Origin of the sequence: Paenibacillus sp. FSL F4-0100 (assembly GCF_037993005.1) — a bacterium.
Taxonomy (GTDB): Bacteria; Bacillota; Bacilli; order Paenibacillales; family Paenibacillaceae; genus Paenibacillus_AQ.
Genome location: NZ_CP150303.1, coordinates 2,399,114 through 2,421,498, shown reverse-complemented (window position 1 = coordinate 2,421,498; position 22,385 = coordinate 2,399,114). Strand labels below are relative to the sequence as shown.

24 protein-coding genes are annotated in these 22,385 nt (G+C 49.6%); 3 read left to right on the top strand and 21 right to left on the bottom strand.

Annotation, left to right across the window (positions count from 1 at the left end; translation table 11 throughout):
- Positions 1-121: 121 nt before the first annotated feature.
- Positions 122-1,558 carry a PLP-dependent aminotransferase family protein gene (locus tag MHH48_RS10650; RefSeq protein WP_083659541.1) on the top strand — a complete coding sequence of 479 codons (1,437 nt, stop codon included), beginning with the start codon at positions 122-124 and terminating at the stop codon, positions 1,556-1,558.
- Positions 1,559-1,653: 95 nt separating this feature from the next.
- Here the strand turns inward: MHH48_RS10650 and MHH48_RS10645 are convergent, their stop codons facing one another.
- The 17 genes from MHH48_RS10645 to MHH48_RS10565 all read right to left on the bottom strand — a co-directional run bounded on the left by MHH48_RS10645 (position 1,654) and on the right by MHH48_RS10565 (position 15,621).
- A complete protein-coding gene (locus MHH48_RS10645) occupies positions 1,654-2,175 on the bottom strand; it encodes a redoxin domain-containing protein (RefSeq protein ID WP_076320759.1) in 522 nt (173 codons plus the stop codon).
- A 26-nt stretch (positions 2,176-2,201) separates the two neighbouring features.
- Positions 2,202-2,777 (bottom strand): SCO family protein, encoded by a 576-nt coding sequence (locus tag MHH48_RS10640; protein ID WP_076320758.1) that lies wholly within the window; start codon positions 2,775-2,777, stop codon positions 2,202-2,204.
- Positions 2,774-3,139, bottom strand: coding sequence for a cytochrome c (locus MHH48_RS10635; protein WP_076320757.1), 366 nt, complete (start codon positions 3,137-3,139; stop codon positions 2,774-2,776). Before MHH48_RS10635 ends, MHH48_RS10640 begins: the two co-directional genes overlap by 4 nt.
- Positions 3,140-3,176: 37 nt before the next feature.
- On the bottom strand, positions 3,177-3,485 hold the full coding sequence (locus tag MHH48_RS10630; protein WP_179090570.1) for a FixH family protein: 309 nt from the start codon (positions 3,483-3,485) through the stop codon (positions 3,177-3,179).
- Positions 3,486-3,608: 123 nt separating this feature from the next.
- On the bottom strand, positions 3,609-4,481 hold the full coding sequence (gene cyoE, locus MHH48_RS10625; protein WP_076320755.1) for a heme o synthase: 873 nt from the start codon (positions 4,479-4,481) through the stop codon (positions 3,609-3,611).
- Positions 4,478-4,801: a cytochrome o ubiquinol oxidase subunit IV gene (gene cyoD / locus MHH48_RS10620; protein ID WP_076320754.1), complete on the bottom strand. Its 324-nt coding sequence runs from the start codon at positions 4,799-4,801 to the stop codon at positions 4,478-4,480. The genes cyoE and cyoD overlap by 4 nt, the downstream gene beginning before the upstream one ends.
- A 1-nt stretch (position 4,802) precedes the next feature.
- Positions 4,803-5,357: a cytochrome o ubiquinol oxidase subunit III gene (gene cyoC, locus MHH48_RS10615; protein ID WP_256720416.1), complete on the bottom strand. Its 555-nt coding sequence runs from the start codon at positions 5,355-5,357 to the stop codon at positions 4,803-4,805.
- Between the two features lie 71 nt (positions 5,358-5,428).
- The gene (locus tag MHH48_RS10610; protein WP_076320752.1) at positions 5,429-7,402 is read right to left on the bottom strand and encodes a cbb3-type cytochrome c oxidase subunit I; all 1,974 of its coding nucleotides are present in this window, start codon (positions 7,400-7,402) and stop codon (positions 5,429-5,431) included.
- Between the two features lie 14 nt (positions 7,403-7,416).
- A complete protein-coding gene (cyoA, locus tag MHH48_RS10605; RefSeq protein WP_076320751.1) occupies positions 7,417-8,337 on the bottom strand; it encodes a ubiquinol oxidase subunit II in 921 nt (306 codons plus the stop codon).
- 155 nt (positions 8,338-8,492) lie between these two features.
- On the bottom strand, positions 8,493-9,419 hold the full coding sequence (locus MHH48_RS10600; protein ID WP_076320750.1) for a COX15/CtaA family protein: 927 nt from the start codon (positions 9,417-9,419) through the stop codon (positions 8,493-8,495).
- Positions 9,420-9,667: 248 nt separating this feature from the next.
- Positions 9,668-10,087, bottom strand: a complete 420-nt coding sequence (arsC, locus tag MHH48_RS10595) for an arsenate reductase (thioredoxin) (protein ID WP_076320749.1) — start codon at positions 10,085-10,087, stop codon at positions 9,668-9,670.
- A gap of 34 nt (positions 10,088-10,121) precedes the next feature.
- On the bottom strand, positions 10,122-11,417 hold the full coding sequence (locus MHH48_RS10590) for an arsenic transporter (protein ID WP_076320748.1): 1,296 nt from the start codon (positions 11,415-11,417) through the stop codon (positions 10,122-10,124).
- 140 nt (positions 11,418-11,557) lie between these two features.
- A complete protein-coding gene (locus MHH48_RS10585; protein ID WP_076320747.1) occupies positions 11,558-11,881 on the bottom strand; it encodes a metalloregulator ArsR/SmtB family transcription factor in 324 nt (107 codons plus the stop codon).
- Positions 11,882-12,040: 159 nt separating this feature from the next.
- Complete coding sequence (locus MHH48_RS10580; RefSeq protein ID WP_076320746.1) at positions 12,041-13,450, bottom strand: FAD-dependent oxidoreductase; 1,410 nt, start codon at positions 13,448-13,450, stop codon at positions 12,041-12,043.
- A 64-nt stretch (positions 13,451-13,514) separates the two neighbouring features.
- The gene (locus MHH48_RS10575; RefSeq protein ID WP_076320745.1) at positions 13,515-13,829 is read right to left on the bottom strand and encodes a metalloregulator ArsR/SmtB family transcription factor; all 315 of its coding nucleotides are present in this window, start codon (positions 13,827-13,829) and stop codon (positions 13,515-13,517) included.
- A 208-nt stretch (positions 13,830-14,037) separates the two neighbouring features.
- Positions 14,038-14,448, bottom strand: a complete 411-nt coding sequence (locus tag MHH48_RS10570; protein ID WP_340390671.1) for a GGDEF domain-containing protein — start codon at positions 14,446-14,448, stop codon at positions 14,038-14,040.
- Positions 14,449-14,499: 51 nt separating this feature from the next.
- The gene (locus MHH48_RS10565) at positions 14,500-15,621 is read right to left on the bottom strand and encodes a cache domain-containing protein (RefSeq protein WP_256720391.1); all 1,122 of its coding nucleotides are present in this window, start codon (positions 15,619-15,621) and stop codon (positions 14,500-14,502) included.
- A gap of 246 nt (positions 15,622-15,867) precedes the next feature.
- On the opposite strand from MHH48_RS10565, the gene MHH48_RS10560 reads away from it, so the two are divergent.
- Positions 15,868-16,488, top strand: coding sequence for a putative glycolipid-binding domain-containing protein (locus MHH48_RS10560; protein ID WP_076320744.1), 621 nt, complete (start codon positions 15,868-15,870; stop codon positions 16,486-16,488).
- Positions 16,489-16,690: 202 nt separating this feature from the next.
- Here the strand turns inward: MHH48_RS10560 and MHH48_RS10555 are convergent, their stop codons facing one another.
- Positions 16,691-17,992, bottom strand: a complete 1,302-nt coding sequence (locus tag MHH48_RS10555; RefSeq protein WP_076320743.1) for an NCS2 family permease — start codon at positions 17,990-17,992, stop codon at positions 16,691-16,693.
- 181 nt (positions 17,993-18,173) lie between these two features.
- Between MHH48_RS10555 and MHH48_RS10550 the strand changes: the two genes are divergently transcribed.
- Positions 18,174-18,881: an SOS response-associated peptidase gene (locus MHH48_RS10550; protein ID WP_076320742.1), complete on the top strand. Its 708-nt coding sequence runs from the start codon at positions 18,174-18,176 to the stop codon at positions 18,879-18,881.
- Between the two features lie 157 nt (positions 18,882-19,038).
- Here the strand turns inward: MHH48_RS10550 and MHH48_RS10545 are convergent, their stop codons facing one another.
- The 3 genes from MHH48_RS10545 to MHH48_RS10535 form a co-directional block, all read right to left on the bottom strand.
- On the bottom strand, positions 19,039-19,326 hold the full coding sequence (locus MHH48_RS10545) for a stage VI sporulation protein F (protein ID WP_076320741.1): 288 nt from the start codon (positions 19,324-19,326) through the stop codon (positions 19,039-19,041).
- 86 nt (positions 19,327-19,412) lie between these two features.
- Positions 19,413-21,464, bottom strand: a complete 2,052-nt coding sequence (gene recG, locus MHH48_RS10540) for an ATP-dependent DNA helicase RecG (RefSeq protein ID WP_076320740.1) — start codon at positions 21,462-21,464, stop codon at positions 19,413-19,415.
- A 14-nt stretch (positions 21,465-21,478) separates the two neighbouring features.
- On the bottom strand, positions 21,479-22,336 hold the full coding sequence (locus MHH48_RS10535; RefSeq protein ID WP_076320739.1) for a DegV family protein: 858 nt from the start codon (positions 22,334-22,336) through the stop codon (positions 21,479-21,481).
- Positions 22,337-22,385 lie beyond the last annotated feature (49 nt).

Sequence of the window (22,385 nt, the reverse complement as noted above, 5' to 3'; positions counted from 1 at the left end):
GGATTGCAGGATATTTGTCATCGTAATGATGAAATTATGAAAACCCTTCATTTATACATAATGATATGATTAACATTACAGACAGAAACAGCCTGAATATGTTCATGAAAGGATGAGGAAGGTGTGGAAGCCGGATCGCAACAGCACACAACCTCTATATCAGCAAATTGCTGATGATCTGGAGCAAAGAATATCGTATGGAGAATTTCCACCAGGCAGCTTACTCCCCTCCGAGCGAAAACTGGCGGAGCAAATCGGAGTTAATCGAAGCACCGTGGTTCTGGCTTACTCGGAGCTTCGGGCGCTTGGAATCATAGAGAGCCGTTCCGGGAGCGGTACGCGGGTCAGCAGTTCCAAGTGGGGCGCCACGCCAAAACATACGCCGAACTGGCGCCGTTACGCTGAGGGAGGAAATTTCCTGCCTAATCCCCCTTTTCTCCGCCGGATTCGGGAGGCGTTGGCGCATGATCCTTCTTTGATTGATTTTGCCAGCGGGGAGCTCGCCGGGGATTTGGCGCCGATCCAAGAAATGAATACGTTGATGAGTCAGAAACCCAATATGTCCTATTTCGGTTATGACAATCCACAAGGATATGGACCACTTAGACAAGCATTGGTTACGTATCTCAAAAAATATCGCGGGATTCATACCACCGAATCGTCCATCCTGATCACGTCGGGATCCCAGCAATCGCTGTATCTCATTACACAGTGCTTGCTGTCACCTGGTGACGCGGTTGCCATCGAAGATCCATCCTATTGTTATTCACTGCCGATGTTTCAATCCGCAGGTCTGCGATTGTTCAGGCTCCCGGTCGATGAACGAGGGGTACAACCGGAAGACATCCGCTCCCTGTACAAGAAACACCGGATCAAGATGATTTTCATTAATCCGAATTTTCAGAACCCGACAGGCACCGTTATGGATCATGAGAGAAGGGCCCAACTGCTGGATACGGCAAGTGAGCTCGGGCTTCCGATCGTGGAGGATGACCCCTTCAGTTTAACGGCCTATCAATGTTCTCCGCCTGCCCCTTTGAAATCCGTGGATTCTGTCGGGTCGGTGGTGTACATCGGGTCTTTCTCGAAAATAGCCGCATCCGGTCTCCGGGTAGGCTGGATGGTCGCCCCTAATTCGGTGGTGGAGCGGCTTGCGGACGCCAGGCAGCAGATGGATTTCGGATTAAGCGTAGTACCCCAGAGCTTGGCCGGACAGTTCCTCAATTCTTCCCATTTTGCTCCGCACCTGGACAGGCTGAGAGCAAGCCTGCTATACAAGCGGGATTTACTGATCGAGGCCCTTCAGAAGGAACTGCAAGGCCTGGTGCATTTCCATGTGCCCGAGGGCGGCCTGCATCTCTGGTGCAAAATCGTCCCGGACGTGAATGACAGCAAGCTGCTGGAAAGCTCCATTCAAAAAGGCGTGATTTTTGCACCGGGCAGCGTATACGGTTCAGCTTCAGGTTATGTGAGATTCACTTATGCTCGTGCCAGGGCTGAGGATATCCCATCTGGAATATCCAGGTTCGCTGAAGCTCTGCACGCCACGATCCAATAGGGCAGCACCGGGAACGGCGCTACCCTACCTGTAACGAGGAAAAAGGTTAGCTTACCGGAAGCTAACCTTTTTTTCATAACCCGACAAATCCCATCCTACCGAATTTTGTCCATCAACTCCTTGACAAATTCAAGGCTCGGCAGCTCACCGGTTACGCGATCCACGATATTGCCTTGGTCATCGATCAGCACGGTTACCGGCAGGCCGCTTATGCCGTATTTCCCTTTGATTTTATTTTGTTGGTCCAACACGATCGGTATATCCAGTTGATGCTTCCGAACGAATGCCTCTGCTTTCTCGCGGCTTTCGCCTATATTAACGGCAATTATTTCAACACCTGGCTCCTGTGCATACGCTTCGTTCAGAATCGGCATTTCGTTCACGCAGGGACCGCACCAGGACGCCCAGAAGTTCAGCAGCACGGCCTGCCCTTTATAATCGGAGAGCCGGACCGGCTCACCCTGAAGATTCACCGCTTCAAAGCCAGGCGCGGCATGCCCAATCTCTGCAATCTGGCCATCCTTCATCATGGATTGAAAGAGTGCATATGCAGCGGCTGCCAGAAGAATTGCCAGAATCAGCCCTCGGACCCATGTTGAACGAGCGATAAGGTTCATCTCACTCCACCTCACGATATTCGCCGCTACTTCAGCAGCGATTTGACGTCCTTCAGGATCTTGTCATATGGAGGATCTGTGTTACCATCATACTTCGCAACGACTGTACCTGATGGATCAACCAAGTAGAAGGACGTCCCATGGATGACCTGATCCGCTGCAGTATCCATGGCGATAGGCGCTTTGAAGGATTGCAGCACAAACGTTTTAATTTCTTCAAACGTATAGCCTGTTAACGCATGCCAGTTCGTGAAATTCGCATCGAATTTACTCAGATAGCTCTTCAGTGCTGCAGGGTCATCCCGCTCGGGATCCACCGAAAAAGATACCAGCGCGGCTTCAAGCCCCGCGTTATCCAGCCGCTGCTGCAGCTCGGCCATATTAGCGGTCATGGTCGGACATACCGTAATGCACCGCGTGAACACAAAGTCTGCGATCCATACCTTGCCTTCCAGATCGGCTAAAGAAATCGGCTCTTCATCTTGGTTGATATATTCAAAAGGCTGGATCGGAATGCTCAGCTGACTTGGTTTAGAGTTGCCGCATGCGGCTGCCACCAACGTGAACACCATGATTACGCCTATAAACACAATCTTTTTCATGTATCTCCCTCCTGTTCCTCCTTCATGTTCGAAAGCCACATCGCAATGGACTTGATCTCGCTCTCCTCCAGAATCTTTTTATATGATGGCATGCCTTGATAACCCTCCATTACGATGTCCGCGATTTGATCCTCCGATAGCCTCGTCCCGACATCCTTCAGACTTGGGCCAACCCTTCCGCTTAAGTCGACGGCATGGCATGACAGGCACTGGCTCTTGTACAGCGCAACCGCCTCTTCATCCTCCGTTGTGGTGATGCTGGCACGAAGAACCGAATCATCCTCGGTCCGTTCGCTGCATGCAGACAACGTCAGCATAGCAAGCATAACAACAATCCATATATATTCTCGGATCAATTCCATCTGCCACCCTTCCTACCGAATCATGGCAACCTTAAGTTCACTTTTTCCCCGGATTTCCTACAACGATCTCTTTCTTCGGCATCACATGCATGCCTCTTGCCGTAACATGCGCAGTCACTTCATAGGTCCCTTCCGCTTCAAATGTTTTATCGATCCGGTAACTGCCGTTTTCAGCATGGTTAGCGTCAATCAAATCATGTTCGTCTTGACCGACCAGCCGGAATTCAAAACTCACCTCTTGCGCATCTGCTACAGGTTCTTCACCTTGCGTCACTCGCGCCTCAAAGGGAACCGATTGCAAGGTCTCCACCGGGCCGGTCGGTAAAATCAGATCAACCTGAATCAATGCTTCAACCTCTGGATCGGACGCAGGAGCCGGAGAACACGACACTAATAGAAGTACACACGCCAAAAGGACAAATAACCCTAATCTCCTCATAAGCCTCACCTCATTATGCAATGCTTTTCATTAAATCGAAGGCGTGTCCAGAATCATAACAATGAACACAATCATCAAATAATTCACGGAAATCAGAAAATTGGTCCTGGCCCAGCGTTCATCCAGTGAAACGATCATTCCGCGCAGCGTATGCCATAGCCATATAACGCCACCGATCACAGACACTATCAGGAATACGGGACCGGAAAAACCGGTAACGTACAGCAAAATGACGGTTGGGAGCAGCAGCGTTACATAAGGAATCATCTGCAGCTTGGTGCGCCTGACCCCTTTTCGTACAGGAAGTAAAGGAAAACCAGCCGCTCTGTACTCCTCCACCCGCCGGATGGCCAGCGACCAAAAATGCGCGGGCTGCCACAAAAACAGCAAGCAGAATAACAAAACGGCTCCGGTATCTATCGTTCCCGTGCTGGCACAGTATCCGATAACCGGCGGAACCGCTCCCGACACGCCGCCGACAGCGGTACTCCAGGTTGACTTCCGTTTAAGCCACATCGTGTATATGACAATATAAAAGAACATCCCCAGCAAACCGAGCCAACCTGCAATCCGGTTCACGTTTAAGAACAGGATCCATTCTCCTAAGATACCAAGGACCAGAGCACACCATAAGGCATGGGTTAACTGAATCCGCCCCGTGGCAAGAGGCCTGCCGTTCGTTCGAACCATTTTGCGGTCCAATTTATGATCCCAAATATTATTGAAGATACAGGAAGATGCCATCGTTAGCGTTGTACCAAGCAGCATCCAGCATAACAAGCCCCAGTCTATGACCCATTTAGAAGCCAGCCAGTAGCCTCCGAATGCTGCAACCAGATTTAGCTGGATAATGCGCGGTTTGACGAGCTGTATCCAATCTCCCAGTACGGTGCGCTTCCTCATACAGCCACCATGTTGTACAGCATGATCCACATGGACCCTGCTACGATGACCAGCAAAATGACCAGGCCCAGAACCAGCGAGATCAGGTTGTACCTCGGCTTATTCTCTTCACGTAAGTGCATGAAGAATAAGAGCTGAACCATGAGCTGCAGCACGGCCGCAATCATCAACACAACGGTGTTCCAGGTTCCTTCCAACCAGTCATTCATGACAATTATGATAGGAATAAGTGTCAGAATGATCGAGCAGATGAATCCGATGGTATACGATTTGAAAGAACCGTGCCCTTCCGGGGCTTGATGCGTATTGGACGGCACCATATTAACTCACCCCCATTAAGTACACGACTGTAAATACAAAGATCCATACCACATCGAGAAAATGCCAGAACAAGCTGATCACATTGACCTTCCGTTTGGTCACGGGGGTAATTCCCCGCTTGGCGATCTGAAGGATCAGGGCGATCATCCAGACCAGTCCGAACAATACGTGCAATCCATGCGTTCCCACCAACGTGAAGAAGGCGGATAAAAATGCGCTGGTTCCTATTGTCGCACCTTCATGTACCAGATGATTGAATTCAGCAATCTCCATCCCGATAAATATGGCACCCAGCCCGGCTGTAATCGCCAGCCAGGATATGAGGCCTTTAACGTTATGCTTGTGCATCGACAGCAGCGCAAGGCCGCAAGTATAACTGCTCGCAAGCAATATGAACGTACTGGCTATAATTCCGCCCATCTGAAACAGGTCTGCAGGTCCCGGACCTCCGTCCGTGTTGCGTTGCAGAACAATGTAGGTGGCAAACAACGTGCCGAATATAATAACGTCAGTCATGAGATAAATCCAGAAGCCGAACGTTCGTACTTCCTCCATATCCGGATGACCCTGATGCGCTTCCTGCAAGTGTGCTTGAGTTATGGGTTCTGATATTTGGGACTCAGCCATTAGATATTCACCTTCCTTATGGCAGCTTCAGTTCGCTCGATTTCGTCAACCGGAATATAATAATCCGTGTCATAATTAAAGGAATGATATAGTAAACAGCCTACCACGCCTGCCAATCCGGTATAGATAAATCCGGTCCAATCGAATATGAAGCCAAAACCTGCTATAAACCAGAAAGCTGACATGACAATCGGAACACCGGAATTTCTAGGCATATGAATCGGTTCCAGGCGCTGTTTCTTGGTCCAATGTTCCCCTGACGCTTGTTTCTGCTCCCACCATTCGTCTTGATGGGAGACGTTCGGCAATATGGCAAAGTTGTAGACCGGTGCCGGCGAAGGAATGGACCACTCGAGCGTACGGCCATTCCACGGATCCCCCGTGACATCCCGGTTCTTTGCCTGGTGCTTAAACCCATCCACGATCTGCCAAACCTGAAACAGAAAGGCAATCGCCATGAGCACAGCACCTATCGTGGACACCAGATTCAGCTCCCACCAGCCTTTGTCCCAGCTATACGAAACGACCCGGCGGGTCATTCCCATCAGACCGAGCACATATTGCGGCATGAAGCAGCAATAGAAACCGATGTTCCAGAACCAGAATGCCCACTTCCCGATGCGTTCGTTCAGCTTGAAGCCGAACATTTTCGGCCACCAATAGTACAGCCCGGCAAAGTAACCGAACACGACGCCCCCTATGATCACCTGATGGAAATGCGCGACCAGGAAGTAACTGTTATGGAACTGAAAATCCGCCGGAGCGACGGATAACAGAACCCCCGTCAACCCCCCTATGATAAAACATGGAATGAATCCAATCGTCCATAACATCGGCGTTTCGAATGTAATTTTTCCACGGAACATGGTGAACAGCCAGTTGAACACTTTCACGCCAGTTGGGATTGCGATCAGCATGGTTGTTAAAGCAAAGAAAGCATTGACGTCCGCCCCCGACCCCATCGTAAAGAAATGGTGGGCCCATACCAGAAAGGACAGGACGCTGATGATCATCATCGCCCACACCATGGACTTGTAGCCGAACAGCTTTTTCTTCGAGAACGTGGAGACGATCTCTGAAAATATGCCGAAAGCCGGCAGGACAATGATATACACCTCAGGGTGTCCCCACATCCAGATCAGGTTGATATACATCATCGGGTTTCCCCCGCCGTCAAGCGTGAAGAAATGCGCCCCGGCATAACGATCCAGGAAAAGCAGTGCCAGCGTTGCCGTCAAAATCGGAAACGAGAATATAATGGCGATGCAGCTGGATAGGACCGACCAGGAAAACATCGGCATTTTCATAAGTTTCATGCCCGGCGCCCGCATTTTCAGAATCGTCACCAGGAAGTTAACCCCGGTCATCAAGCTGCCGAGCCCCGAGATTTGGATTCCCCATATATAAAAGTCCTGCCCTACACCCGGATTGTACATGGAGCCCGAATAGGGCGGATACGCCAGCCACCCGGCGTCGGGCGAGCCACCAATGACAAAGGACAGGTTAAACAGCATCGCCCCTGAGAAGAACAGCCAGAAGCTGAGCGAATTCAGAAACGGATAGGCTACATCTCTAGCTCCGAGCTGCAGCGGCACCATGATGTTAAACAAACCGAACATGAACGGCATGGCCATGAACAGAATCATGATCACCCCATGCGTGGTGAAGATCTGGTTATAATGATCCGGCGGCAACAAATCAAGCTCCGGCATAGCCAGCTGCGCCCTCATGAGAAGCGCGTCTACTCCGCCCCGAAACAGCATCAGGAACGCGGACAAAATGTACATAATGCCGATTTTTTTATGATCGACGGTGGTCAGCCAATCCCGCCATAACCACTTCCACTTTTTGAAGTACGTCAAGCCGCTTACAATGGCAATCAACGTTAGAACGATGGTGACATCCGCGCCATAAATTAACGGATCGCCCGTCACGAAAAATCCGGAAGCAAATTCTTTTATCTTTTCCCACATTAGAAGCTCTCTCCTTACCTAGTCACCTGGTCCTTGAAATTGAAGTTTTGCGTGTTTTTCCATGACAAACCATGGTTGTGAGAAGCGGCATATTTCGTCACCGTCATCTCAAACAGACCTTCCGGAAATGCGGAGTACGATTGAACCTCCGATGTGGATGGCTCCCTCAGCTGCTTGTATCCCTCCAAAGTCAGCTTGGGCGAATTGGACTTGACCTCCTCAACCCATGCATCAAACTCCTCCTTGGACGTAGCCTCCACATCAAAATACATCTTGGCAAAGTCCGTGCCCGTAAAGTTGGCTCCGGAGCCCCAGTAATCGCCGGCCTCATCGGCTTGCAAATACAGTGTCATCGCCATCCCCGACATAGCGTACATCTGGCCGCCAAGTTGCGGAATCCAGAACGAGTTCATTGGCGAATCGGCCGTAATTTCGAAGCGGACAGGCACATCCTCCGGAATCTTCAATTCATTGACCGAGGCTATGCCTTGTTCGGGATACTGAAACAGCCATTTCCAGTTCAAGGAGGTTACCTGTACGGTCAGCGCTTTCTCACTGGAGGCAATGGGCTTCGACGGTTCCAGTGCATACGTTGCTTTGACCGTGATAATTGCCAGCGTCAATATGATCAAGATGGGAATTCCCCACCAAATCAGTTCCAGCTTCGTGCTATGCTCCCACTCCGGAGTATACGCTGCTTTTCTTCCTTTTTTGTCCCGATACCGCCACACGATGATCGCAGTCAGAATCAACACTGGAACGATTACAATGCTGCACAGCAAGGTCGAAATGACCATCAAATCACGCTGCTGCTCGGCAATGGGCCCTTTCGGATTCAGAATAATGATGTTCTCGCTGCATCCGGTCATGGCCAGCAGCATGATGGTCAGCAGAACCGCTAACCCCATGAATCGAAGTGCTTTGGGTCGTTTCATTACATTCAGCTCCAATCTCTGCTCACTTGTCCTGACTTACTTTAGTTGACAAGACAGTCGGTGTCACCAGCCGTTCGTTCACTAAAAATACAGGCCAAGTTCAAGGTTCTGTAACAAATTTCACATACAAATGGGAGAATTGACGTTACATACGTTCATCTTCTCTTCCACGTACGAATAGCAAAAACCGAGAGCATGCCAAAGAGCAAGGTCGCCAACACATTGTGAACAAGGCTTGCAAAAATATAGACATTATTGTTGTTCATAGCGAGTGTCAGCCACGCTCCGCTTAAAATCTGCGCCAGCACCACGAGATCGAGACCGACTGCCAGCGTTGTCAGACCTGTTGAACGCACCCTTGTCTCATAATTTTTTACAGCTAAGAGCAGAAGAATCAGCAATATGAGTAAAACCGCAGCAGCGACCCGATGAAGAAAGACAATGCCAGAAGCCCCGCCCAGATACGGTATGACCTGGCCATTGCATAGCGGCCAGCCCATACAGCCGGCCTCCGACTCCGTATGCCGGATATAGGCACCGAGGTATACCACTCCGCAGCTATACAGCCAGATTCCCCAGCCCAAGAAGCGGATAGATGGCGGAACCGTAACGTTAGTACGATAATCCTGTGCTCCATGGAGTCCACGCATCCATACCACGAGCAGCATACTGCTGGCCACCGCAAACAAGGAGATTCCAAAATGAAGCGCCATGACCGCCGGCTGCTGCGGCCACATGACAGCCGCGGCCCCCATTAGAGCTTGAATCACGGTGAACAATAAGGTACCGCCAGCATAATAACTCGCCTCCCTATGGCCCCGGTAATGTTTCCGGATCACGATATAAGTGGCAAGCACCAGAATTCCGACCACGCCGGTTATCATCCGGTGCGAATATTCAATCATGGATTCCAGTGTATAAGCCGGGATGAATTTCCCGTTGCAAAGCGGCCAATCATCGCCACACCCAAGGCCGGAACCGGTCTTAGTTACAAGCGCCCCAGCCAGCAATACTAAGAACATACCGATAAATGAGGACCATACCAGCAAACGGTGCTTTAAGGATACTACGAACAATATCATCCACCTCTTGTGTCTGAATTTAATGTTGGAACAGGTTCAAGGTTCAAGACCTATCCCATTGCACAGGATAAAGAATTACACATGATCCGTGACCCTCCATTAGAGCTCAGTTTCCGACCATCCGCTTCACGTTGTTGACAAAAAAAGAACGCCCCGGTTAAGGGCGTTCTTGGTATATTGGGATGCAGGTTTTCGATATCTTCTTAAGGATTCTTTTATGGTTCGGACCCCGGCATAATGTTATCGTATTATTCGCCGGTTTCAGCGAATTGTTGAATGCGCTCGCCGATTTGATCACGAACGCGCTGGAAAACAGCCCATTTTTCTTCGTCAGTCCCCTGTGCCTTGGCTGGATCGTCAAAGCCCCAATGCTCTCGGTGAACATGCGGAGGCGTCATCGGGCAACGATCGGCTGCATCGCCGCACAAGGTAACCACCAGGTCGGATTGATTTAACAATTCCGGATCAATGATATCGGAAGTTTGTTTCGATATATCAATACCAACCTCAATCATCGCTTTGACGGCATTCGGGTTTAGGCCATGAGCTTCAATGCCGGCACTGTAGGCGTGCCAATCATCACCTAAATGTTTTTTGGCCCATCCCTCGGCCATTTGGCTGCGACAGGAGTTGCCTGTGCACAAGAAGTACATCGTCTTTTTCGTCATATTGGTCCTCTCCCTTTCTCCCTTATTGCTTGAATTACAGTACGGTTAACCAAATATATAAACCTAAGAGGGTTATAAACAATGTCGGGATAGTCAATATAATCCCTGTCTTAAAGTAAGTCCCCCAGCTGATCTTCACCCCTTTGGTCGAAAGGACATGCAGCCATAGCAGGGTTGCCAGCGAACCAATCGGTGTGATTTTGGGACCTAAGTCTGAACCAATGACATTCGCATAGATTAACGCCTCTCGAATGGCAGCTGTAGTGTTTGTCGCATCGATCGCTAACGCATCAATCATCACTGTCGGCATATTGTTCATGATGGAAGAAATGATCGCAGCAATGAAGCCCATACCCATGGTTGCGGCAAACAGACCTTGATCCGCTATGCTCTGTATGACGCTAGCCAGAAGATCAGTAAGACCTGCATTACGCAAGCCATAGACCACGACATACATGCCAATCGAGAAAAATACGATCGCCCATGGTGCACCCTTGAGCACTTCCTTGGTTTGCACTGCCGGACTTTTTCTCGCCATCAGCAGAAAGAGAATCGCGATAACTCCCGCCACGATCGAAACCGGAATCCCCACAAATTCACACACAAAGTATCCGATCAGCAGCATACTCAATACGATCCAGGATAAACGGAACATGGCAGGGTCTTGTATTGCCGTTGACGGTTTCTTAAGCTCGGTCCCATCAAACTTACGCGGGATGCTTCTGCGGAAAAACAAATACAACACAAGGATACTGGATACTAACGCGAACAAATTGGGAACAATCATACGACTTGCGTATTCGGTAAACGAAATTCCAAAGAAATCGGCCGAGACGATATTCACCAGATTGCTGACCACAAGCGGGAGTGAAGTCGTGTCCGCAATAAAGCCGCTTGCGATGATAAACGGGAATACCTTCTTCTCGTCGAAATGGAGCGCCCGCACCATGGCAAGCACAATCGGCGTTAAGATCAGAGCGGCACCGTCATTTGCAAAAAATGCGGAGACAACAGCTCCAAGTACGGATACATATACAAACATCCGGATACCGTTGCCTTGAGCGGCATTCGCCATATGTAATGCAGCCCATTCGAATAAACCGATTTTATCCAAGATCAGCGAAATAATAATAATCGCGACAAAGGCAAGCGTAGCATTCCATACGATTTGGGTGACATCCCACACATCCTGAAAGTCGACGACGCCAACGAGTAGTGCCAGCACAGCACCTCCGCAAGCGGACCATCCAATGGACAGATTTTTAGGCTGCCAAATGACAAAGACCAATGTAATTAAAAAAATGATGCTAGCTAAAACAACAGAAACCAATGTACAAACCCTCCAATGACGTGTTGAACTTGAATACAGTCAAACTTCCCTCATAATCAATATATAATTATATTCTTATATAATGAACATTGATTTTCTCAGCTCCTTGAACCTTATGCATATTTCTGGCAGGTTACCGGTTAATCGCAGGAACAGTTTATTTTCTTATTTAACGATGACAATACTTCTTGAGCGCTTGGCATCTCATTCAACACTGCTTGAAGATACGGTTTATCCTCAACATGCAATGAATAATAAACCCATTGACCTCGTCTGGCCTCATTTACGATGCCTTGAGACTTAAGCTTTCTTAAGTGCTGGCTGATTGCGGGCTGTGACATGTCGAAAATTTCCACGAACTCGCAAACGCACCATTCTCTTTCCTTAAGGAGCGTTAACATGGTAAGCCTTGTTTTATCCCCAAGCAATTTGAGTTTCTCGGCCATTTCGTTCATATGCTCCATTCAGATTCATCCCTTTACTAAAAAATACATCTTGCGATATCATCCCCATATAACCTAATGCTTATATGTTAATGGGAAATGATCCTGATTACAAGTGGATAGAGCTCAACTCATTGATATATCAGGGAGAACCCGTTTTTCATTCCCCCTTCATATATATTAGTTGCATCTCGAAGTAGATGAGTCAGTGGGCATGCAGCAATCGTTGGCATTCGGGGCACTGCTAATACCACATACACCCGTCTCCGGCAGCTCTAATTCAACTTTTATAGCAGCTTCCATATCGCCATCCAAATATGCGGCAATGGATCTCACCTGCTCATACCCTGTTGCCATGAGGAAAGTAGGAGCCCGGCCATAACTCTTCATCCCAACAAGATAAAAGTTCTTCTCTACATGACGAAGTTCTTTCTCGCCATGAGGTCTCACGGTACCGCAACTGTGAACATTGGGATCAATTAGTGGAGCTAGCGCCTCGACACTCTCGGTTGCAGGATCAATGCTAAGTCTGATCTCACTTAGAAATGAAAAATCAGGCCGGCTTCCAGTATTAACGATTATTTCATCGATTCCTTGCATTTCCTTGTCCTCACCATGAATTGTCCCTATGATGTTTATTTTCCCATCCTTATGGTAGAGCCCCTCGATCATATATGGAGTAACCACTTGGATTTGTTCAGCATCAATCCATTGATGAATCTGGCTTCCCAAGGCTCCACGAGCCTCGAGTTGATCGTTCTCTTCCCCGCCGTACGCTTCCTCCACGTTTTCCTTTCTCATCAACCAGAGAATCTCTGTGTTTGCATCGCTTTTTTTGAGGTTCACTAAATCCAGTAATGTATTTATTGCCGAGTGACCGCCTCCTACTACTGCGATACGCTTCCCTGCGTACTTCTGCCTTTGTTCTGCTGCAGATAAATCTGGAATGCCGTAATAGATACGATCTTTCAGATCACGCTCTTCACGAGTCCATATCCCATCAGCATGCAGCGGATTCGAATGTGCCCACGTTCCGGAGGCATCAATCACTGCCCGGGCTTGAAAACGTTCGGTATTGCCGTTTCTTTCAACATAAAGTACAAACGGGGCAGCTGCACGATTAGGAGATTTCATTTTATCAGCATTCTTTTTCGATATGGAAACCACTCTAGCATTCAACATAATATAGGGATTCAGTTCAGGCAATTTCGCTAAAGGCTCTAAATATTGATGAACAATCTCTTGACCAAAAGGTAATTCCTTTAGGACGGGTAGCTGCCATCCATGCTTAAGTAAAAGACGCTCAGCTGCTTTATCAATGTTATATTGCCATGGTGAAAAAAGTCGTACATGTCCCCATTGCAGGATGTTTTGACCTATACTAGGTCCGGCTTCAAATAGAATGAATTGTTGCCCTCTTTCGGCCAAATGAGCTGCTGCTGCCAAGCCAATGGGTCCGCCACCGATAATAGCGACTGGATGGGTGCCGTTATACCGAACATACTCTTCCTTCACTTTATCCTCAGCAATTGTCGGCACTTGGGGTGTACAGCAGGAAGTTGAAGCCACCTTAAATTCAATGTTTTTCATACATAAGCCCTCCTAATAGAAACATTTATAATCATCAACTTTTCTTGATGAATTAGTTAAAAAATTATGTTTTTGAATTCGGATAAAAAACGCAGCACAGCTTCTCGGATAACAGTCCCTTAACCTCTTCATCGTTAAGCTCATAATAGTTCCATTTTCCGATGCGTTCCATCAATATAATATTTGCATCCAGCAACATTTTTAGATGGTAAGACAGTTTCGATTGAGGAAGATCCAGCAAGGCGGTGAGGTCACATACACACACTTTCCCTCGCTGGTTCAATTCATAGATGATTCTTAAGCGATTCTTATCGGATAACGCTTTAAATTTCTGTTCATACAGGCTTAATACGTCATCTTGTATAATAGAGACCCTCATGTTGTCACCACAACTTTCCATCAAATTATTTTGATGTGTTGATTGTAGCAAGCCATCATTGACACGTCAAGCATCAATGATGCGGCCCATTGGTCGGCTGGGCTTCCTTCAACCCTTATTCACATGATGACCCCTGGATGAATTCAGGAGTCATCTCATCGGCAGCTTCATCCAACAGGGAACTTTACCATACCAATGCCTTATACTATTACGCCGATATCTCTGCCGCAATCGTCCGGTTACGGCCTTCGGCCTTCGCCTGGTATAACGCCATATCCGCTGCCAGGAATACACCTTCGCGGCTTTTGCCATGTTCAGGATATAAGGATACGCCGATCAATACGGTAAGTGTTAGGGAGTACGGGGTTTTGGACATCAGAATCGCGTTGCGTATCCGCTCAGCCATTTGGTAGGCTTCATCCATACGATGCTTGCGAAGAAGAATGACAAACTCCTCCCCGCCAAAACGGGAGCAGACTGCACCCTCAGGAACACAATCGCTCATGACCACTGCTACCAGTTTCAGGACTTGGTCGCCGGTTTGGTGGCCATATGTATCGTTAACGTTCTTAAAATGGTCGATGTCCAGCATTAAAACAGCATACGGATCCCCAAGCATATCCCACGAGTCAAGGCAGCGTTCCAGTTCTCTGCGATTGGTCAGCCCTGTCTATGGATCCGTGCTGGCTTCCTGCTGTAACGAATAGGCCTGTTTGGCAAGCGTTTCGGCAGCTGCCCCCATAATCTGGTTCAATTGATCAGCTTCCCGATTCCAATGCGGCCGGAACTCCTCGGATGACACCGTTTGGCCGGCTGCTACCGCTTTTGTTAATTTATACAGCTGGGTAAATGGAGCGGCAATTCTTGCAGCCATATATGCGGCAATGACGAGCATGATCACGATCGGAAAAAGCATACTTCTCAGCTGGTCCTGCAAGTTGCGATTGACATCGGCCAGAATGGAACTAACCGATGTCTGCATGACAATCCCCCAGCCATTCATCGAAACACTGGCGTACCCTGTTAAGTAATCTTCACCTTGCGTATTCATGACACGTTTCATACCACTCTCGCCGCTCATGAGCCGCTGCACCACGCTATTAGAGCTTACGTCCTCCCCTACCCGGCTTTTATCCAGATGATAGAGCAGCTTCCCGCCGGAATCAACGATATACGAGTATGAGTCTTCGATATTCCCCGCGCCGCTTCCGAAAATCCGATGCAATATATTGTTTTCTTCCAGGTAGATCGTGCCGGCAATCATCCCGTGATACTTGCCGGAGCTGTCAAAAATCGGCTCACTCGCAAGAACAATCCAGCGGCCGGTAGGGCTTCTATACGGTGCCGATATGTAGGACTTTCTCTCCTTTAGCGCCTCCGTGGTCCCCACCGTTTTTAATCGGGCCGGATTCAAATTGTTTCCCACAGGAGAAACCACGCGAATGGTACCCGTTTGATCGGCCCAAAATACGGAGTTGAAGTAAGGGCTGCTCTGAAGCATAAGATCAAAAATGACCTGCAACTCCTTCTCATCGGATGTCGCACTAGCCTCAATTGCCGGGTTGTTGGCAGAGGCGCGAAGACTTTGGCGCATCCCTGAGAAAAGCGCTTCAATGGTAACCGCCATTTTTTGTGCGGAGGATAAATTAAGCGACATGGTATTGTTGTATAGGGATCGTTTCTCATTTTTATACTGAATGTAGATCATAATGGACATCGTCATGAGAATGGATAAGGAAACCAGCGCAGGCATGAGCATGGCTAGACTTATTTTGATGCGTTGTTTAGGCATGTTTATGACCGCTGCACCCCTACTCTTGATGAAAAATACTGCCGGATTAGTATATGATCTTTACATATTACTTCACAAACGATTTTGCGTCCATATATGGAATAAGCATCTTGTGTGGAAGTCCCCGATTTATCTTCGGTTATCACACACGGTATTTATCGCTTTATAACAAACATATGTTCGTTATATAATATAGAGGTGTACCATCTATTCATACTCTTGTTTGACAAAGGACGTGATCTCACTTTGAACGACTATATCCATGCTGAAGCAGACATGCAGCCCCTCGGACAAAAGACCACAAGCCCTGGTCAGCTTCTGCAATCGCTGCTATGGAACAGGCACGATCTTCCTTCCCTGGAGCATGGACGGCTCTATCAGCATCATGAAGGATTTACGCTCACCGGAACGGTCGTAGCCAGCCTGGAAGGCCGGCAGCTCCACTGCTCCTATGAGGTTGAAACCACCAGCAGCTGGCAGACCCGGAGGGTAAAGATTAAGCTCACAAGCGGCACGGAGGAACGGTCCCTTCACCTGGAGCGGGATGACGACGGCTGCTGGTGGAGCGGCGATACCGAGCTCACGGCATTTGCCGGAATGAACGACATTGATCTCGGGATTACCCCATCCACCAACACGCTGCCGATCCGGCGCTTGAAGCTGGAGCCTGGGGAGAGTGCGTCCATGACGGCAGTCTGGATTCAGTTCCCGAGTCTAACCATCGCCCCGCTTCCCCAACAATACACGCGTACGGGCGAGTACACCTACCGTTATGAGAGTAACCATGGGGCCTATCAAGCGGATCTGGAGGTTGACGAGCACGGCCTCGTCACGAGGTACGCGGACGTATGGAGCCGAACTCGCTAAGCTCTGTGCATCTGCACGGCCATAAGAAGGCATGTCCCTTTAACCGGACGAGAATTAACAATCAGGAGCCGTTGCAGCATTTTCTCGATCCGTCACAAACAATGTTCAAGCTCATACGAGGGTTTATCGGCATGCCAAAAATCCCCTGCCGGGTCTGCTTAGACCTTGGCAGGGGTTTTGGCATGCTTCTAATGCTCCTGAATCAATGCGGGACAAAGACAAGCTGCAGTACGAACAGCACAGCAAAAATATACATCAGCGGGTGAACCGCCTTCCACTTGCCCTTCACGATTTTCATCAGCGGATATGAGATAAAACCGAGCGCGATCCCAGTCGCGATGCTGGACGTAAGCGGCATGGTCAAGATCACGAGAAACGCGGGGAACGCTTCATCAAAATCATTCCACCGGATGTGCTGAACGTTGCTTAGCATCAGGCAACCCACTACGATGAGCGAAGGTGCGGTGATGGCGGATAATCCGGAAACCGCGCCGATCAGCGGGCTGAAGAAGGCAGCAACCACAAACAATGCGGCAACGACGACCGCCGTTAATCCTGTCCGACCGCCTGCGCCAACACCGGCTGCAGATTCAACATAAGCGGTGGTCGGGCTTGTACCGACCATAGATCCTGCCACAGTTGCCACCGAATCGGAGAACATGGCACGATCCGCACGAGGCAGCTTGTTATCCTTCATAAGCCCTGCCTGTTCTGCCACACCAACTACCGTACCTGTGGTATCAAACAGTGTCACCAGGAGGAACGAAAACACAACGGCATAGAGTCCATGACTGATCACATCCGAGGCAGCGGTAATCGGGTTCCATACCAGAATGCCTTCCGGCAGCGTGGGAAGCGACATAATCCCGTTCGTAAAAGACAGCATATCGGCAAAATAAGCGATAATCCCGGTAATAATCATTCCGATAAACAAGGCACCCTTCACATCGCGCGACAGCAGCACAAGCGTAACCGCAAGTCCTACCAAGGCGAGCACAACCGATGGCTGGTGCAGATCACCGAGCGCTACCAGATTGTCCGGATGCGCTGTAATGATGCCGCTCATCCGCAATCCGATAAAAGCAATAAACAAGCCGATTCCGACCGTGATCGCATGCTTCAAATTGGCCGGGATCATCTCAATCAGCCTGCGCCGCAGGGATGTCATCGATAATACCAGAAACAGAATACCGGCTATAAAAACGGCTGAGAAAGCTTCAATATACCCAAGTCCGGCATGTCCCTGAACGACGGAATAGGTGAAGTAGGCATTCAAGCCCATCCCCGGTGCTACAGCGATCGGATAACGGGCTACGAGCCCCATCAGCAGTGTACCAATCACAGCGGCAATAATAGTAGCCGTGAAGCTCTGCTCAAAAGGCACACCCGCTTGCGACAGAATCAGCGGATTCACAACAGTCACATACGCCATCGTGAAAAACGTCGTGGCCCCGGCAACAACTTCTGTCTTAACCGAGGTACCGTTAGCTTTTAAATCAAACACAAAAAATCCTCCATTCATGATGCTTGGCCTGGCTATGCGCTAAGCCCTTTTGGTTAGTTACGTTATATTTGATATACTCAAACACAAATGTACTAGCAATTTATTTCTGAACTCGATAAAAGTCTTAATTAGACGCTATATTCAAATCTTAGCGACAGCAAATGACAGGAGGCTTGAAACGATGTGCGGACGCTTTACACTCACGGTCACTTGGGAAGAACTGATAACCAGGTATCTCATCGATCCCGAATCGGTCTCTCCCTTTCATATTCCCCGGTACAACATCGCGCCTACACAGATGGTCACGGCTATTATCAACGACGGCAGCACCAATCGGATCGGTCAGCTGCAATGGGGGCTTGTCCCATCCTGGGCCAAGGATGCCTCGGCCGGAGCCAAAATGATCAATGCGCGTAGTGAAACGCTGGAAGCCAAGCCTGCCTATAGGATGCCCTTTTATCGGAAAAGATGCCTAATTCCTGCAGACGGTTTTTACGAATGGCAAAAAAACGGCAATGGCAAGCAGCCCTATCGCATCAGCTTGAAGAACGGCGAAGTATTCAGCATGGCAGGTCTGTATGATACCTGGATTACCCCAAGCGGAGATAAGCTTAGCACCTGCACCGTCATTACAACCGAACCCAATCAACTCATGGCTCCGATCCATAACCGGATGCCGGTCATTCTGAGGCCCGCAGACGAAGCGCTATGGCTTGAACGGCAGACGTCTTCCCATACCCATGAAGGTAGCCCCTCCCTCCTGCAATCCCTCAAAAAGCTTCTGAGGCCTTACCCCGCGGAGGACATGCAAGCCATTCCGGTTAGCACAACCGTAAATTCCGTTAAAAATGACACGGAAGATTGCATCCGTTCTATTACAGGCAGCTAAATCCGTTGACCACAAACTAAGGGATTCCTTTTACGGGAGTCCGCCAGGAATGTTGCATCCCTGCATACGCGAAATCAAAAGCCCCTGCTCATAAGGAAAAAACACTCCCGAGAGGGGCTTCTTCTATGCAAAGTAATTCCTTGATGTCATCCAATTGTTATCGAAACATCCCCCACAGCTTGATCAAATGGAAGGTGTTGTTCGGATCGATGCGCTGTGCAAGCACAAACTGAACCATTTGCTGCTCCTGCGTGGAGCTCAGCTTTTCATTCAAGATGCCGCTGGCCGTCCGGATCATTTGATGCACTTTTGCGCTATTTTGAAGATCTGCCTTGGTTAAACCCTGAGTCAGCCCTTTGATTCTTTCCTTGACTGCCGGGTTTTTCATTTTTCGCTTGATTCGTTCTACCAGCTGCGGACTAATCCCGTACTGCTGATAACTCAATGTTGAAGCACCTCCAGTCATAAATGCTGCTACCTTTTTTGAGTATATGACGAAGGTCTGTCCATTGTGCTAACAGATTCATGTTATTAGTCCATGATATCGCCCTGGAAGATCTTCTCCTGCTGAAGAAAGTCGCGCAATGGCTCATATTCAGGAGACGTCCAGAAGGAACTGTCGCTGACAAGGGCCGCTGCATCGCCCCTAGCCTCTTCCACTACTTTGAAGTCGGCGACCATGTCGGCCAGTCGGAACTCCGGTAGTCCGCTCTGCTTCGTACCGAAAAAGTCGCCAGGGCCCCGAAGCTCCAAATCCCTCCGGGATACCTCGAAGCCGTCCTCGGTTTCGGTCATCACCTGCATCCGCTCCTGGCCCACTTCCGATTTCGGATCGGCCACAAGGACGCAGTAGGATGCATGCTGCCCGCGGCCTACACGGCCCCGAAGCTGGTGCAGCTGGGACAGACCGAAGCGATCGGCGTCCATAATGATCATCAGCGTGGCATTCGGCACATCGACGCCAACCTCAACAACCGTCGTGGAAATCAGCAGTTGGACCTCATTGCTGTAGAATTGACGCATGACCTCATCCTTCTCGGCAGGCGTCATACGGCCGTGCAGCAGCCCCACAGCATACGTAGGAAAGGCCTGCTGCATCTGGACATGCAAATCAATCGCATTCTGTACGTCCAGCTTGTCCGATTCTTCAATCAAAGGAGCAATCAGATATGCCTGACGTCCTTGATTTACTTCCCGGGAAATAAATCCGAGCACACGGTCCATGAGTTCATGTTTGACCCAATAGGTCGTAATGGGAATACGGCCTTTCGGACGCTCCGACAGCGTGGATACATCCATATCCCCGAAGGCGGTAATCGCCAGCGTTCGTGGAATCGGCGTCGCCGTCATCGTGAGCACATCCGGGTTATAGCCTTTACGGCGGAGTACGCTTCGCTGATTCACGCCAAAACGGTGCTGTTCATCCGTCACGACGAGTCCCAGCTCCCGGAAGTATACATCATCCTGAATGAGAGCATGGGTGCCCACGACAACGTCCGTCAACCCCATCTGTAAGGAAGCCAGCAGGTCTTTGCGCTTCTTACCCGTGACACTGCCTGTCAACAGGCCAACGGTAATGCCAAAGGGTTCAAACAGCTTCTGCAGCGAACGCATATGCTGTTCGGCGAGAATCTCTGTCGGCACCATCAAGGCCCCTTGAAAGCCTGAGCGCACTGTTGTAAACAGAGCGACGGCGGCAACAATCGTTTTCCCCGAGCCGACATCCCCTTGAAGCAAACGGTTCATGCAGTAAGGGGAGCGCATATCATGCAAAATCTCCAGCTCCACCTTCTTCTGCGCATCCGTGAGCTCAAAAGGGAAGCTGCGCACGAACTCCCGGATCGTTGCATTGTCAGCCGTATGTACAACACCGTCCATTCGACTCCGGTTCAGCGCCCGGAACGCCTGCATTTTCAACTGAAACAAGAAGAGCTCTTCATACACCATCCGGCGCCGCCCTTCCTGACCTTCCCGGGAGTCGACAGGCTGATGGATCGTCATGATTGCCGCTTTACGGGGCATCAGATCATATTTCCTAAGCAGGGATTGCGGTAAAATCTCGGGGATCATCTCCCCGTATTGCTCCAATGCCTGTCCCATTGTTTTTCGGATCCACGATTGCGTGATCTTACCGCCGATGGAATACACCGGCTGCAGCGTCCCGCTGCGGAAGGCTCCCTTATCCGGGAATTCGGATTCGGACACCGTAAGCTGCATTCTGCGCTGATCCCACTTGCCTGTCAGCACGATCTCCCGGCCAGCCGTAAGCTGGTCCTTCAGAAAATGCCGGTTAAACCAGGTTGCGGTGAACATCCAGTTTTCGGCCAGCATTTTGCAGGTGAGACGGGATTTACGCCCATAGCGCTGCAGTACTGGTACGCTGGCTATCTTGGCTTGAATGGTGATTTTGTCCCCGTCCTTGACTTCACTTAGGGAACGGAGCCGGTAATCCTCATACCGGAAGGGGTAATACTCCAAAAGATCCTTGACCGTAGAGACGCCAAAGGCGTGAAGCTCCCCCTCTTTCAGGGCGCTCACGCCGTTGATCTGTCTGACGGATATTTGATCGAGTTTGAGACTCATATCATCTACCTCACTTAAGCAGGCCATATATATGCTGCAATGGTTCCCGGTCCAACGTGCGTACCGACAACCGGACCGATCTCGGAATATACGGTTTCCTCAATCGTAAACACAGCGGACAGCTGCTGCAAAAAATCCTCAACCTGAGCAGGGTCAGCTGTATGACCCACAGCCACTTTAATATTTTTCACACCGGTTAGATCCTGTTGAAACAGTTCAATCATTTTCGCCGTCGCTTTCTTGCGACCGCGGACCTTGTCTACCGGAAATATGATTCCTTCGCCATCAATGGACAAGATCGGCTTAATGTTAAGCAGCGTGCCCAGCACAGCCGAAGCCTTACCGATCCGTCCGCCCTTCTGCAAATATTCCAGCGTGTCTACCAAGAAGTAGAGACGGCGCTTGGAACGAAGGTCTTCGAGTGACGAAATAATATCAGAAACAGCGGCTCCTTCTTGTGCGAGCTTCGCTGCATGGACCACGAATAATCCGAAACCATAGGAGGCCGATTTGGAATCCCACACGGTTATATCCGCTTCTCCTTCGATGAGAGAGGTGGCAAGCAACGCGGACTGATACGTCCCGCTCATGCCGGATGAGATGTGAATCGACACAATGGAGCAGCCTGGGTGCTGTTCCAAGATGGACTCATACGCAGCCGCAAAATCTGCGGGTGAAGGCTGAGAGGTCGTCGGAAGCTGTGGCGACTCAACCAGCCTTTTGTAGAACTCTCCCGGCGTGATTTCGACTCCGTCCAAATACGAATCTTCCCCGAACATGAGTTTCAGCGGCACAATATGAATGTTGTGTTGCTTCGCCAGGTCTGCCGGAATATCCGCTGTGCTGTCTGTCACAATAACGGTCTTATTCACCGGAACCCCTCCTATAAATGTACCCTGCATAATGTCAAAGCGTTGTATA

Excerpts from the sequence above, each read along its gene's own strand:
- MHH48_RS10610 (WP_076320752.1), bottom strand. The coding sequence starts at position 7,402 with ATGTGGGAAAAGATAAAAGAATTTGCTTCCGGATTTTTCGTGACGGGC.
- MHH48_RS10635 (WP_076320757.1), bottom strand. The coding sequence starts at position 3,139 with ATGGAATTGATCCGAGAATATATATGGATTGTTGTTATGCTTGCTATG.
- MHH48_RS10645 (WP_076320759.1), bottom strand. The coding sequence starts at position 2,175 with ATGAACCTTATCGCTCGTTCAACATGGGTCCGAGGGCTGATTCTGGCA.
- cyoA (WP_076320751.1), bottom strand. The coding sequence starts at position 8,337 with ATGAAACGACCCAAAGCACTTCGATTCATGGGGTTAGCGGTTCTGCTG.
- MHH48_RS10570 (WP_340390671.1), bottom strand. The coding sequence starts at position 14,448 with ATGCTTGGGGATCCGTATGCTGTTTTAATGCTGGACATCGACCATTTT.
- MHH48_RS10600 (WP_076320750.1), bottom strand. The coding sequence starts at position 9,419 with ATGATATTGTTCGTAGTATCCTTAAAGCACCGTTTGCTGGTATGGTCC.
- MHH48_RS10580 (WP_076320746.1), bottom strand. The coding sequence starts at position 13,450 with ATGAAAAACATTGAATTTAAGGTGGCTTCAACTTCCTGCTGTACACCC.
- MHH48_RS10565 (WP_256720391.1), bottom strand. The coding sequence starts at position 15,621 with ATGCCTAAACAACGCATCAAAATAAGTCTAGCCATGCTCATGCCTGCG.
- MHH48_RS10575 (WP_076320745.1), bottom strand. The coding sequence starts at position 13,829 with ATGAGGGTCTCTATTATACAAGATGACGTATTAAGCCTGTATGAACAG.
- recG (WP_076320740.1), bottom strand. The coding sequence starts at position 21,464 with ATGAGTCTCAAACTCGATCAAATATCCGTCAGACAGATCAACGGCGTG.
- MHH48_RS10585 (WP_076320747.1), bottom strand. The coding sequence starts at position 11,881 with ATGGAGCATATGAACGAAATGGCCGAGAAACTCAAATTGCTTGGGGAT.
- cyoD (WP_076320754.1), bottom strand. The coding sequence starts at position 4,801 with ATGGTGCCGTCCAATACGCATCAAGCCCCGGAAGGGCACGGTTCTTTC.
- cyoC (WP_256720416.1), bottom strand. The coding sequence starts at position 5,357 with ATGGAGGAAGTACGAACGTTCGGCTTCTGGATTTATCTCATGACTGAC.
- arsC (WP_076320749.1), bottom strand. The coding sequence starts at position 10,087 with ATGACGAAAAAGACGATGTACTTCTTGTGCACAGGCAACTCCTGTCGC.
- MHH48_RS10640 (WP_076320758.1), bottom strand. The coding sequence starts at position 2,777 with ATGAAAAAGATTGTGTTTATAGGCGTAATCATGGTGTTCACGTTGGTG.
- cyoE (WP_076320755.1), bottom strand. The coding sequence starts at position 4,481 with ATGAGGAAGCGCACCGTACTGGGAGATTGGATACAGCTCGTCAAACCG.
- MHH48_RS10550 (WP_076320742.1), top strand. The coding sequence starts at position 18,174 with ATGTGCGGACGCTTTACACTCACGGTCACTTGGGAAGAACTGATAACC.